Here is a 13,548-nt window from a genome sequence, read left to right as displayed (position 1 = left end):
CATTTCAATCTCTATTTTTGTTTGAAGCACCAAACCCCATTTTTATGAAGCTACTCATTGTTGAAGACGAACCTAATCTTTTATCGATTATTCGAAAAGGACTTTCCGAAAAAAACAATGAAGTTAGTGTCGCTCTGGATGGCACCACTGCTCTCGAGATGATTCAAAACCATAATTTTGATGTGATTATTCTTGATATTATGCTCCCTGACATTAACGGGATCGAAATCTGCAGACGACTCAGAGCTTCTAAGAATTTTATCCCGATTCTCTTATTGACTGCATTGGGAACTACAGAAAACATTGTGACGGGATTAAATGCCGGTGCCGATGATTATCTAGCCAAACCTTTCAAATTTTCAGAATTGGAAGCCCGCATAAGTGCTTTGGCCAGAAGATCAAGCCAGGATCATAAGCCTAATGATAAAATCCAGATTGATGATCTGGAAATCGATTCCCGATCAAAAACCGTAAAGCGGAACGGCGAAACAATACAGCTCACGGCCAAAGAATTCAAATTATTATATTATCTGGCAAAAAACACAGAAATCATACTATCCCGTGAAAAAATTCTGGATAATGTATGGGATATCAATTTTGACATGAATACGAATGTCGTGGATGTGTACATCAATTACCTGAGAAACAAGATAGACAAACCTTACCAAAACAAATTAATCCATACTATTAAAGGTCTTGGATATGTAATAAAACCTCAATCCTGATGCAAATCCGAAAAAAAATTACCGTTACCTATATTGCGCTTTCGTGCTTAAGCACGTTGCTTTTGAGCGTAGTGGTTTTTTTTCTGTTCAAGCAGAATAACGAATATTATTTTCTGAAAAGGCTTCAGGATCGGGCAAAAATCGCTTCTTCAATCTATTACCAGAACGATCTTAGTAAAACCCGCTATTTCAAAGAATTCAAAAAAGAAGGACTTGAAGAACTGGTCGAAGAAAAAGACTTTGTCCTAAAAGTAAGCGGAGAAAATACTTTTGAATACAACACGGACTTGCATCTTCCTCCGGAATTTTATGCCAGTGTGATGAAAACCGGATCCAGTTGGATTGAAGAAAACTACAGTTATTATTATGGCCAGATTTTTAAAGAATCAGGGCAAAAATATATGGTAATTGTCACCGCTAAAGACCGTCGAGGATATACAAGCGCCATTTATATGGTACAAATTTTAGTATTGGGAGGAGCTGGATTCTTGGTCTTGGCTTTCTTTTTCGGAAAACTTTTAGCTCGCCGTGTTATTGATCCTATGGCCCGAATTACCAAAGAAGTTAAACGAATCAGCGCTTCTAACCTTCACAACAGATTAGCAGATACCGAAGGAAATGACGAAATATCAGACCTTACAAAAACGTTTAATGATATGCTGGATCGTCTGGAAACTTCTTTTGAAATACAGGCAAATTTTATCAACAATGCTTCCCACGAACTCAAAACGCCTATTACTACCATTATAGCCGAGACAGAAATCATGCTCTTAAAAGAAAGAGAGGTTGAAGAATATGTTGGTTCATTAGAAAACATAAATCGCCAAGCTACTAAACTGGGCAATCTGACAGAAAGTTTGTTGAAATTGACCCAAACCGGTTATGATGGAACTAAACAAGTATTGGATATTGCCAGAATTGATGAACTGCTTTTGGAAGCAAAGGCTTCCATCGATACTTTATTTCCAAACAATCGCGTCAACATTAAACTCAATGCCATTCCGGAAGACGAATCACTTCTAACTATTCCTTGCAACAGACCACTGCTGGAATTGGCTTTAAACAATATCATTTCAAACGGTGTAAAATATTCCGACAACGATGAAGTTTTTGTAACGCTTTCTGCAGACAAATCAAAAATTAAGATTGCTATAACCGATATCGGTATTGGTATTCCTCCTGAAGACATTCCTTATTTGTATGAGCCTTTCTTTAGAGGGAAGATAGCATCCAAATATAATGGCTATGGTTTAGGACTGCCTTTGGCGATGAAAATCATCCGAATGCACAATGGAGAACTCCACATCCAGTCTGAAACCGGAAAAGGTACAGTCGTAAATATCACCTTCCATAAAACCAACATTAGAAATTCTAATGTAAAATCTTAAGAAATTCTAATTTTAATCTAAGACCGTTCTAATTTCGGCCCCGTTATTTTGTATGTATAATTAAAACGCTATACATATGAAAAATCTATTAATACCATCGACATTAGAACAAGACACAATCAATGCTATTAAAGTTGCTATCCAACAATCAAAAGGAAAAAGCTGCACCATATTTTTAGCATTGATTAGTGAAATTCCGGACACCTACTCTTCTGCTACTTTTTTAAGAAACATTAAAAGCGACATGAGTGTTTCTCAAAAAAGCATCTTGGACAGCTGTCGTGATTTGATTGCTACTACACAAAACTGCACGTTAAAAATTCACAATCAATATGGGATTTCTGCTCCGGTAATGAAAAACCTGATGGAACACCTCAACATCGAATTGACCATCCTTACACCTTCTTATAAAAATACCGAAAGAAGAATACACAATCAATTTCTGCAGATTCTTGCCAATTGCAAATGTCCGATACTACACCTGAGCCCAAACTTTGAAGAACAAGATTTAAGCAAAGCTTTATATCTGGAACAAACAAAATCAAGGCTGCATGTGGAAGATTTGCAAGAACTTGTCCAGAGTCATTTTGATTTCAGAATTGTAAGTCAGGCAAAAATTTTCAGCGACCAAAAACCCGAAGAAATTCAGCCGTTGTTGACAGAAGCCATTACAAAAAACAACATCAATCTCTTGATAGAAACAAGAAAACCTAAAAAAATCAAGCTGAAAAACAGAGACTTCAGCATTAACGAAAGCTTTGGCCTGCCCGTATTGTCTTTATATGAGGAAATTGTCTAAATCCGCTGGCCATGGAAAAATTATTAAAAAAGAAAATACATTTATATGCTACTAAAAAAGAAAATACCAATGAAATATGTACTAGGAAAGATTCGAGTAGAGCTTTTCTTAGTCATCCTATACGTTATCTCCTTTGAAATTTTCCTATATTATTATGGAACTAACGCTATAAACATTCCAATTGCTATCCCAACAATCATCGGAACCATCATATCGCTGTTGCTGGCATTTAAATCCAATCAGGCATATGACCGCTGGTGGGAAGCACGAATCATTTGGGGTGCGATCGTAAACGATTCCAGAACATTGATCAGACAGGTCATTGCCTTCTATAAAGATCCAGATTTTTCAGTAGAAGCAAATGATTTCAAAGAAAACTTTGCAAAAAGGCAGGCGGCATGGTGTTATAGCCTTAGCCAATCGCTTAGAGGAAAAGATCCTTTAAAAGCAGTAAAACAAATCTTAAGCGAAGAAGATTTCAGATATATCAAAAAGCACAAGCATGTCCCGAATGCAATATTGCTGTTGCATTCCAAAGACCTGAAAAAAGCAAATGAACAAGGGAAGATAAACACCTACCAGCAAGTAGAAATTGACAATACGTTAACAAGACTCTGCGATTCTATGGGAAAGTGTGAAAGAATTAAAAATACCATCTTCCCGACCACTTATAGCATGTACATTCGTTTCACGCTATGCCTTTTTATTATCCTCTTGCCTTTTGGTTTGACTGATTTATTAGGCTGGCTTCAGATCCCGTTGGTAACCACTATTGGTGCGGCATTCTTCCTGATTGAAAAGATGGCTATCCATCTGCAAGATCCGTTTGAAAACCGACCAACAGATACACCAATGACTGCTATTTCAAGTACAATCGAAAAGAACCTGGTTCAGATGGTAAATGAATTCCGTGATGAATTCGAAGCTCCGGTCAAAAAACCGGAAGCTGAACTCCATCATATCCAACCCGTTAAAAATTCGTATTTTGTACTGTAAGTTTAATCCCTTTTTCTAAAACCGACCTTAAATAAGGTCGGTTTTTTTAGTAAATACAAAAACATTTATGCATACTTTACTTGTTATCTCTGAAAAAATTTTACTTTTACATAAATCTAACAAAACAATTTATGAAGACAAACACTTTCAAAAGCATTGCTGGTAAAGCATTCTTAATCTTAGGATTCTTATCCTTCAGTTTTTTTGTTTCATGTTCTAACGAGGGCAATCCAGAAGCGGTAGCGGAAAAATTCCTAAACCACGTTAATAAAGGAGAGTTCAAAGAAGCAAAAGAATACTGTGATGAGCAGACAGCTTCTTTAATCGGAATGATGGAATCTATGGCAGCTGGTGCTAAAAAAGACGAATTAAAAAACAACGACGCAAAAGTTGAAATTATTTCTTCTGAAGTTAAAGACGACAAAGCTACCGTAAAATACAAAACTGTTGGAGGTAAAGCACCAAATGCTGCTGAACAAACTCTTAACTTGGTAAAAGTTGACGGAAAATGGAAAGTAACTATTGATAAGGAAAACGCTAATAAAGAAGGCGCAAAAGCTCCAGGTGCTGACACTGAAGCTACCGATTCTTTAGATGCTCCTGCTGACGCTCCAGTTGTTCCTGCTGATTCAACAACCACGGCAGAATAACTAAAACCTTAAACATTTATAAAAGCATTGCTATAATGAAGAAATTTATTTTTTACATAGCAATGCTTTTTATTTTAGGAATTGTCGCCTATAAGCTGTTTTTTTATTTTGATAAAAAATCAGAACAGAAAGACATTATAAAAAATGAAGCCATAACCCGGCTTTCGGAAGAAGAACTTTCAAAAATTGAAGACGGTGACTTCATTCTTCGCAGAGGCTTTGGTTTTTTCAGCAATTATATTTCCAAAGAACTCAATTCAGGCTCCATCGATGTTACGCATGCGGGTATCCTAATAAAACGCAACGACTCCATATATGTCGTACATTCTTTATCTTCAGATGTAACTGACATCGACGGGTTGCAACTTCAGCCCCTCAAAGAATTTTTAAAATATTCCTTCCCTAACAAAATCATTATTACGCGGGCCAAAAACTGCGATAAAAACATGGGAATGCAAATTTCACAGCTGGCACAAAAATATCTCGCCATGCATATTCCTTTTGATCATAAAGGAGATTTTGATGATGACTCAAAATTTTTCTGTACCGAAATGATATGGAAAATCTTAGAAAAAGACCTGCACTGTGTGACTTTGCCTACTGAAGCAGAAGCACGGAAAAAATTCTTTTTTTCTATGACTCCTATGTATGACACTCAATATTTCGACATCAAGATAAATCAATACGATATTAAGAATAAATAGTATTTTTGCGACATAAACAAAACTGAGAACAAATGAAGGCATACGTATTTCCAGGTCAGGGAGCCCAATTCACAGGAATGGGAAAAGACCTTTACGAACAATCAGAACTAGCAAAAGAATTATTCGAAAGAGCTAATGCAATTTTAGGCTTTCGAATCACAGATATCATGTTTGAAGGAACAGCCGAACAGCTAAAAGAAACCAAAGTAACCCAACCAGCAGTTTTTCTGCACTCTGTTATTCTTGCCAAGACATTAGGCGATAATTTCAAACCGGAAATGGTGGCCGGCCATTCCTTAGGTGAATTTTCTGCTTTGGTTGCCAACGGCACCTTGTCCTTTGAAGACGGATTAAAATTGGTTTCTCAAAGAGCCATGGCCATGCAGAAAGCCTGCGAAATCACTCCTTCTACAATGGCAGCCGTTTTAGGTTTAGAAGACCATGTTGTTGAAGAGGTTTGCGCTTCTATCGACGGTATTGTAGTTGCAGCTAACTATAACTGTCCTGGACAGCTAGTAATTTCAGGAGAAACAACAGCTGTTGAAAAAGCCTGCGAAGCTATGAAAGCTGCCGGAGCAAAACGCGCTTTGATCCTTCCTGTTGGAGGTGCATTCCATTCTCCAATGATGGAGCCTGCCAGAGAAGAATTGGCCGCTGCTATCGAAAGCACTGTCTTTTCACAGCCTATTTGTCCGGTATATCAAAATGTACCTGCAAGCGCAGTTTCTGACCCGAACGAAATCAAAAAGAATCTTATCACACAATTGACAGCTCCAGTAAAATGGACGCAATCTGTACAGCAAATGATAAAAGACGGTGCTACTTCCTTTACAGAAGTAGGTCCTGGAAAAGTATTAATTGGATTAGTCAACAAAATTGACAAAGAAGCAGCTACTTTTTCTGCTTAATCTGACACTACTCCATAAAAAAATCCCGCATTGAAATGCGGGATTTTTTATTTATCTAACTTCTGATTTTCTTTTCCCATTTCCAGGCGCTTTCGACAGCTTCATCTAAAGTTGATTCTGCTTTCCAGCCTAGTATAGTGTTTGCTTTTTGAGTATCTGCATAGGCTTCCACAATGTCTCCTTCACGTCTTCCAACCAGCTTGTATGGTAATTTTTGCCCGCTGACTTTTTCAAAAGATCGGATAACCTCTAAAACACTGCTGCCTTTTCCTGTTCCAACATTAAAAACCTCAACAGCAGTTTCGTTTTTCTTTTCTATCAGTCTTTTTAGAGCAACAACGTGAGCTTTTGCCAAGTCTACAACATGAATATAATCACGGATACAGGTGCCGTCTGGAGTAGGATAATCGGATCCGAAAACTGAAAGCTCTTTTCTCAATCCAATGCCTGTCTGAGTGATAAAAGGCACCAGATTTTGTGGCACTCCAATAGGAAGTTCTCCTATTTCTGCCGAAGGATGTGCTCCAATCGGGTTGAAATAGCGCAAAAGAATCGCATTGATATTTGATACTTTGGCCACATCCTGAATTATTTCTTCACCAATTTGTTTTGTATTTCCATAAGGAGAAATCGCCGGCTGTACAGAAGCGTTTTCTGTTATAGGCATTTTTTCCGCCTGTCCATATACAGTACAAGAAGAACTAAAAATAAAATTTGCAGCTGTCTTTGCCTGCAATTCCTGCAACATATAAACCAGGGCATTAATATTATTTTCATAATACAATAGTGGATTTTCCACGCTTTCGCCTACTGCTTTTGAAGCCGCAAAATGAATTACTCCGGCAATGTCATTATATTTTTTGAAAAACGATTTTACAGCTTCTTTTTCTCTCAAATCAAGATTTTCAAAAACCGGTTTTTTTCCTGTAATGGCTTCAATTCCGTATATCACCTTTTCTTCTGCATTCAACATATTATCAATGATTACAACTTCAAAGCCTTCATTTTGTAATTCAACAACAGTATGTGAACCTATGAAACCTAATCCTCCTGTTACAAGTATTTTTTTCAATTTATTTATTTTTTTGGTGAATGATCGTAAATCTAAAACAAGCTATTTGTCATTTTATTATGATCATCCAAGAAATTCCAAAATAGAATCTGTGATAAACTTAATCTGCTCATCATCCAATTCCGTATGCATTGGCAATGAAATCACTTCTTGTACCAATTGGTTTGTAATTGGAAAATCTTCTTCCTTATAACGAGAATCCAAATACGCTTTCTGGCTGTGTAACGGAATCGGATAGTAGATAGCGCAAGGAATACCTTTATCTAATAAATGCTGCATTAAAGCATTTCTGTCCGCATCCAATATCCTTAAAGTATATTGGTGGAAAACATGCGAATCTCTTTCTCCCGCTATATAAGGTGTCACTATATTTTTATGATTTGCCAAAGCCTGGCTGTATTTTTGAGCCGCAAGCTGTCTGGCTGCATTATATTCATCCAAAAGTGGAAGTTTTGCATTTAAAACCGCTGCTTGTATGCTATCCAAACGAGAATTCACACCCACAACATCATGATGGTAACGCACATACATACCGTGATTTACGATTCCACGTAATTTGTGAGCCAAATCATCATCATTGGTAAAAATAGCACCTCCGTCACCATAGCAGCCTAAATTCTTTGATGGGAAAAAGGATGTGGAAGCCACATGACCAATCACTCCTACTTTTTCTTTTTTACCGTCAAAATATTTGTAATCCGCACCAATAGCTTGGGCATTGTCTTCAATTACATACAAATTGTGCTCTTTCGCCAATTGCATAATTGCCTCCATATTGGCTGCTTGTCCAAAAAGGTGAACCGGAACGATTGCTTTGGTTTTTGGCGTAATTGCTTTTTTTATTGCTTCAACAGAAATATTAAAAGTATCGATTTCAACATCTACCAAAACCGGAGTCAGTTGCAAAAGCGCAATCACTTCAACCGTTGCTGCAAAAGTAAAATCTGCCGTAATGACTTCATCGCCTGGTTTCAAATCCAATGCCATCATGGCAATTTGCAAAGCATCCGTACCATTGGCACACGGAATAACATGTTTTGCTCCTAGATATTCTTCAAGATTTTTTTGGAATTTGTGAACTTCAGGACCATTAATGTAAGTATTGGTATCAAGAACTTCCTGAATAGAATTGTTTACCGTTTCCTTTATATTTTCGTATTGACCTTTAAGGTCAACCATTTGGATTTTTTTCATCTAAATTAAATTTAAAACAAGCAAAACTACTAATAAAATGACGGACGACCAATGAAATTTCTCGAAACTAGCGTATTTTAGCAATTCAAAATCAGGCTTATGTTTTTTCTTTATAATCTGTTGGTAATCATTGCGGGATATGCTTTAAAAGCTATCGCATTTTTCAATCCAAAAATGAAGCTTTTTGTAAACGGCAGAAAAAATGTTTTCAAGACTTTGCGTAATAAAATCCAGCCAACAGACAAAACAATCTGGTTCCATTCTGCTTCGCTTGGTGAATTCGAACAAGGACTTCCTGTTATGGAAAAAATTCGCATCCAGTATCCAGAGCACAAAATCGTATTGACTTTTTTTTCACCTTCAGGATATGAAGTAAGAAAGAACTCAACTGCCGCAGATATAATCGTCTATCTTCCTTTGGACACCGAAAAAAATGCTGCTGAATTCTTAAAGCTGGTACATCCCGAAATGGCATTTTTTATTAAATATGAATTCTGGCCGAATTATTTGAAAGAATTAAAAGAACGAAATATCCCAACCTATCTCTTTTCCGGAATTTTCAGAAAAGACCAGATTTTCTTTAAATGGTATGGCACTTTTTACCGAAAAGCCCTGACAGCCTTCAAAATGTTTTTTGTGCAGAATGAAAGTTCTAAATTATTATTGCAGCAGGTTGGTTTTCAGAATGTAAAAATATGCGGTGATACCCGTTTTGACAGAGTATTAAAAATCTTAGGAAGAGACAACTCTTTAGATTTCGTAGAAAAATTCAAAGATGGAAAATTGACTATCGTCTGTGGAAGCACTTGGCCAAAAGATGAGAACCAATTGGTTGATTTCATAAACACAAATCCTTTTGGCGTTAAATTTATTATTGCTCCCCATAATGTAAAACCGGAACAGATTAGCGAATTGAAAAACAGTATTTCAAAAAAGACTATTCTGTTTTCTGAAATAAAAAACAAGACCCTAGCAGAGTATGATGTTTTTATCATCGATACAATTGGCATTCTAACAAAAATCTACAGTTATGCGGACATCGCTTATGTAGGAGGTGGTTTCGGAACTTCCGGATTGCACAACATTTTAGAACCTGCCACTTTTGGAATACCTATCGTTATAGGCCCGAATTATCAGAAATTTTCGGAAGCTGTTGCCTTAGTAGGAATGGGAGGCTGTATTTCAGTAAAAAATAAAAAGGAATTAGAAGAAACACTCTCTTTCCTAATCCAAAATGAAGATGAACGTTCCGAAAAAGGACATGTCGCAAGTACATTTGTCCAGATGAATAAAAATGCTACAGAAATTATCCTAAACAATCTATAATCCATTAAAAATACAGACATGGCAACTTTCAGACCTTTGCAACTTTCAGATATCGATACTATCCTGCCAATGATGCAGGAGTTTTATAGCATTGACAATTACCCAATCGATATCGCTGTTTCAAAGACTTTGTTTCTGGAGTTTTTAGAAAACCCACATTTGGGAAGAGCCTGGCTAATTTATTCAGACGAAGAAATAGTAGGTTATATCATTATGACTTTTATTTTTAGCTTTGAATACAAAGGCATCATTGCCTTTTTGGACGAGTTATATATTTCTGATAAAGCTAGAGGTAAAGGAATAGGCAAAAAAGCCTTAGACTTTATCCATCAAGAAGCTCTTTCTCTTTCATTAAAAGTCGTCTACCTCGAAATAGAAAATCACAATAAGATTGCGCAGAACTTATACCTCTCCAAGGATTTTGTAGTTCACAATCGAAGCCTCATGAAACTGACTCTAAAATAACTTTAAAAAAGGCTTTAAAAATTTCAGGAATTGTTAAATAGTTCGGTTTTGGATCAAAAATTGTAAATTGCGACCTCTAAACTTCAATTTTTACCTATGAAATTTTTAAGACTTATTGTCCTTTTACTGGTTCTTCCTGCCTATTCGCAGCAAGGCGGAATGTGGATTCCATCGCTTTTGAAAGGGATGAATGAAACAGAAATGAAAAATCTGGGAATGAAAATGTCAGCTTCTGACATTTATGACGTAAACAAATCGAGCCTTAAAGATGCAGTGCCTCAATTTAACGGTGGCTGTACTTCTGAAGTTATCTCTCCAAAAGGGTTGCTTCTAACAAACCACCACTGTGGTTTTGGCGAAATCCAATCACATTCAACAGTAGAACATGATTATTTAACAGACGGTTTTTGGGCAATGAGTCTTGAAGAAGAACTCCCAAATCCGGACCTGGAAGTAACCTTTATCGTAAAAATAGAGGATGTAACTGCCAAAATTTTAGATGGAGTTGCAGCTATTTCTTCAGAAACTGATAAGCAGAAAAAAATTCAGGAAAACATGGCTTCCCTGACAAAGTCTTCTCCAAAAGAAGCCTGGCAGGAAAACCGTATCCGTACGTTTTATGAAGGAAACCAGTACATTCTTTTTGTAGTTGAAAGCTATAAAGATGTACGTTTGGTTGGTGCTCCGCCATCTTCTATCGGAAAATTCGGTTCAGATACAGACAACTGGGTATGGCCAAGACACACAGGTGACTTTTCTTTATTCAGAATTTATGCCGACAAAAACAACCGTCCGGCAGCCTATTCAAAAGACAACGTTCCTTATACTCCAAAGCACTTTCTTCCGGTTTCTATAAAAGGTGTGGAAGAAAATGATTTTACGCTTGTTTTTGGATATCCTGGCAGAACTACGGAATACCTTCCGTCTGTTGCTGTAGAGCAAATCGTAAATGAATTGAACCCTGCTAAAATCGAAATCAGAGACAAAGCCTTAAAAGTGGCCGATGGCTTCATGAGAAAAGATAAGGCAATCAAAATCCAATATGCTTCTAAATATGCGAGTATTGCTAACTATTGGAAAAAATGGATTGGTGAAACTCAAGGGTTAAAAAAATCAAATGCTATTGAAGCAAAAAAGAAATTTGAAAAAGATTTTCTTGAAAAAGTAAACAAAGCAGGAAAACAGGCCGAGTATGGAAATCTGTTTACTGATTTTGAAAAAAACTATGCAGAAATTGCTCCTTATGCTTTAAGCAGAGATTATTTCACAGAAGTCGTATTAAGAAATACGGAAATGCTGACTATCGGATACCGTCTTTACCAATTAGAGCAGGTATATAACCTTAGAGGAGAACAATCTTTTAAAGATAGAAAAGAAGCTACAATCAAGGGCTTAGAAGAAACGTATAAAGATTTTAATGCTTCTGTAGACGAAAAAGTTTTTGAACAGCTGATTGAACTGTATGCTACCAAAGTACCGAAACAGTTTTTGCCTGCAAGCATGAAAAATTCAGATTATAAAAAATTGACCGATAAAATTTACGACCAGTCAAAACTAACAACCTACAAAGGCCTGAAAGAATTACTAAGCGGCGATACAAAGAGTGTCTTGGCAAAGATCAATGCTGACAAAGGTTATCAGTTTGTAAAAGCAATGGCTGATGTTTATCAAAAAGAAGTGGGTCCAAAATATGAAGAGATCAACCTTAGGATTGCAGCACTGCAAAGAACCTATATGAAAGGCATTTTAGAGCTAAGCCCTAAAGAAGCAAGAATTTTCCCAGATGCTAACAGTACGTTAAGGGTAACCTACGGAAAAGTAAAAGGCTATTCTCCAAGCGATGCCGTGACTTACAACCACACTACTTATTTGGATGGTGTTATGGAAAAATACATCCCTGGTGATTATGAATTTGATGTGCCTGCTAAACTGATTGATCTTTATAACAAAAAGGATTACGGGCAATATGGAAAGAATGGAAAAATGCCGGTTTGTTTTATAGGAACTAACCATACTACCGGAGGAAACTCAGGTAGCCCTGCCATAGATGCCAAAGGAAATCTTATCGGATTGAACTTTGACCGTGTATGGGAAGGAACGATGAGCGATATTTATTACGACCCTGCTATCTGCAGAAACATTATGGTCGATATGAGATACGTGCTTTTCATCATTGACAAGTTTGCAGGAGCAAAACACCTGATCAATGAAATGAAGGTCGTTGGAGGAAAGAAATAATTGATAATTTGCGCCCTATTTTTTTAAAGATTGACAAAAATTAGGGCGGCAAATTTGAAAATTTGACAGATTGGAGCTCCGATTGTGGTTTTTAACAAGCATTGAATGACAAAGACCCCGTTTAAAGCCTTGTAATTCAAGGAATTTATTTTTAAAAAAAATCTTTGAAAAAAAATACAATAAATATTTTAAGATATTAAAAAATTTATATCTTTGCTCCGAATTAATAATTAACCTTTATAATTTAGTAAGATGAAAAAAGTTGTATTAAGCTTAGCATTAGTTGCTACTATGGCATTTGTTTCTTGCAAAGAAACTGAAAAACCAGCTGAAGAGGCTGCTGTTGAAGCTACAGAAGTTGAGGCTACTCAAGCTGTTGAGAACGCTGAAGTAAACGCTGAAGCTACTGTTGATAGCACTAAAGTTGCTGAAGAGGCTAAAGTTGAAGCTGCTAAAGCTGAAACTGCTGCTCCTGCTAAACAATAATTAGCACACAGTAAAAAAAATAACCCTGCTAAAAGCAGGGTTTTTTTATGCCTTAAAATTAAAGACTATCGAGAAGTTTATACCAGATCGGTAACGTTCAACAGCTCTATTACTAGGAACTTAGCAAGAAAAACATAAACTTGTTGGAGTTTATCTTTGGTATAAGGCTATCAGATAATCAATTAAAGCTAATTACGGCAAATCCGCAAAAATATCGGCTCCCGTAAAATCCAAGACTTCCGCTTTAGGCACATACAATGCCACCTCAGCAATTCCTTTTGCCAATCGCAACTCCGTATTGAATTTTCTGCTTACCGCATAAATCTTGCTGTCTATAATAAGCTTATAAAAGAATTTACCGCTCGAGGCCTTAAACTTCAAACAAAGCGCCGTTTCGGCCTTTTCCCTGATAATCTCGATATCGCTCTCACAATCCATTTTCAATTCATACGTCATACTGGTAAATACAATCTTGCCTTTACGTGAAGTATAGACAAATTTGTAGTGATCTTCATCTTTTTTGCTGATAACGAATGCGCCCATATAAAATTCAAAGTGATTAAAGACAAAAAAGCCTCCCGATAGAGAGGCTTTTTC

14 protein-coding genes are annotated in these 13,548 nt (G+C 36.6%); 11 read left to right on the top strand and 3 right to left on the bottom strand.

Annotated features, from left to right (window positions below):
* The first annotated feature begins 44 nt into the window (after positions 1 to 44).
* The 7 genes from FJA49_RS15450 (at position 45) to fabD (ending at position 6,170) form a co-directional block, all read left to right on the top strand.
* The gene (locus tag FJA49_RS15450; protein ID WP_140001881.1) at positions 45 to 725 is read left to right on the top strand and encodes a response regulator transcription factor; all 681 of its coding nucleotides are present in this window, start codon (positions 45 to 47) and stop codon (positions 723 to 725) included.
* Entirely contained in the window at positions 725 to 2,113 is a 1,389-nt protein-coding gene (locus FJA49_RS15445) for a HAMP domain-containing sensor histidine kinase (protein WP_140001879.1), read from the top strand. Before FJA49_RS15450 ends, FJA49_RS15445 begins: the two co-directional genes overlap by 1 nt.
* Before the next feature lie 76 nt (positions 2,114 to 2,189).
* Positions 2,190 to 2,912, top strand: a complete 723-nt coding sequence (locus tag FJA49_RS15440) for a hypothetical protein (RefSeq protein WP_140001877.1) — start codon at positions 2,190 to 2,192, stop codon at positions 2,910 to 2,912.
* A gap of 69 nt (positions 2,913 to 2,981) precedes the next feature.
* Complete coding sequence (locus FJA49_RS15435; protein ID WP_233590190.1) at positions 2,982 to 3,908, top strand: bestrophin family protein; 927 nt, start codon at positions 2,982 to 2,984, stop codon at positions 3,906 to 3,908.
* Positions 3,909 to 4,039: 131 nt separating this feature from the next.
* Positions 4,040 to 4,558: a DUF4878 domain-containing protein gene (locus FJA49_RS15430; RefSeq protein WP_140001873.1), complete on the top strand. Its 519-nt coding sequence runs from the start codon at positions 4,040 to 4,042 to the stop codon at positions 4,556 to 4,558.
* 35 nt (positions 4,559 to 4,593) lie between these two features.
* Complete coding sequence (locus FJA49_RS15425; RefSeq protein ID WP_140001871.1) at positions 4,594 to 5,262, top strand: YiiX/YebB-like N1pC/P60 family cysteine hydrolase; 669 nt, start codon at positions 4,594 to 4,596, stop codon at positions 5,260 to 5,262.
* A gap of 32 nt (positions 5,263 to 5,294) precedes the next feature.
* Positions 5,295 to 6,170: an ACP S-malonyltransferase gene (gene fabD, locus FJA49_RS15420; protein WP_140001869.1), complete on the top strand. Its 876-nt coding sequence runs from the start codon at positions 5,295 to 5,297 to the stop codon at positions 6,168 to 6,170.
* Between the two features lie 55 nt (positions 6,171 to 6,225).
* On the opposite strand, the gene galE is transcribed toward fabD, so the two are convergent.
* Complete coding sequence (gene galE, locus FJA49_RS15415; protein ID WP_140001867.1) at positions 6,226 to 7,242, bottom strand: UDP-glucose 4-epimerase GalE; 1,017 nt, start codon at positions 7,240 to 7,242, stop codon at positions 6,226 to 6,228.
* A gap of 63 nt (positions 7,243 to 7,305) precedes the next feature.
* Positions 7,306 to 8,436 carry a DegT/DnrJ/EryC1/StrS family aminotransferase gene (locus tag FJA49_RS15410; RefSeq protein ID WP_140001865.1) on the bottom strand — a complete coding sequence of 377 codons (1,131 nt, stop codon included), beginning with the start codon at positions 8,434 to 8,436 and terminating at the stop codon, positions 7,306 to 7,308.
* A 99-nt stretch (positions 8,437 to 8,535) separates the two neighbouring features.
* Here FJA49_RS15410 and FJA49_RS15405 point away from each other — a divergent pair, with 99 nt between their 5' ends.
* The 4 genes from FJA49_RS15405 (at position 8,536) to FJA49_RS15390 (ending at position 12,951) form a co-directional block, all read left to right on the top strand.
* On the top strand, positions 8,536 to 9,762 hold the full coding sequence (locus tag FJA49_RS15405) for a 3-deoxy-D-manno-octulosonic acid transferase (protein WP_140001863.1): 1,227 nt from the start codon (positions 8,536 to 8,538) through the stop codon (positions 9,760 to 9,762).
* An 18-nt stretch (positions 9,763 to 9,780) separates the two neighbouring features.
* Positions 9,781 to 10,227, top strand: a complete 447-nt coding sequence (locus tag FJA49_RS15400; protein ID WP_233590188.1) for a GNAT family N-acetyltransferase — start codon at positions 9,781 to 9,783, stop codon at positions 10,225 to 10,227.
* 96 nt (positions 10,228 to 10,323) lie between these two features.
* The gene (locus FJA49_RS15395) at positions 10,324 to 12,465 is read left to right on the top strand and encodes a S46 family peptidase (protein ID WP_140001862.1); all 2,142 of its coding nucleotides are present in this window, start codon (positions 10,324 to 10,326) and stop codon (positions 12,463 to 12,465) included.
* A 252-nt stretch (positions 12,466 to 12,717) separates the two neighbouring features.
* Entirely contained in the window at positions 12,718 to 12,951 is a 234-nt protein-coding gene (locus FJA49_RS15390; RefSeq protein WP_056068196.1) for a hypothetical protein, read from the top strand.
* Between the two features lie 192 nt (positions 12,952 to 13,143).
* Here the strand turns inward: FJA49_RS15390 and FJA49_RS15385 are convergent, their stop codons facing one another.
* Positions 13,144 to 13,494: a DUF1508 domain-containing protein gene (locus tag FJA49_RS15385; protein ID WP_140001860.1), complete on the bottom strand. Its 351-nt coding sequence runs from the start codon at positions 13,492 to 13,494 to the stop codon at positions 13,144 to 13,146.
* Positions 13,495 to 13,548: the final 54 nt, after the last annotated feature.

Origin of the sequence: Flavobacterium microcysteis, assembly GCF_006385255.1 — a bacterium.
In the GTDB taxonomy this organism is placed as follows: Bacteria; Bacteroidota; Bacteroidia; order Flavobacteriales; family Flavobacteriaceae; genus Flavobacterium; species Flavobacterium microcysteis.
Note: the sequence above shows the minus strand (reverse complement) of the source record. Positions and strands in the feature narration are given on the sequence as shown.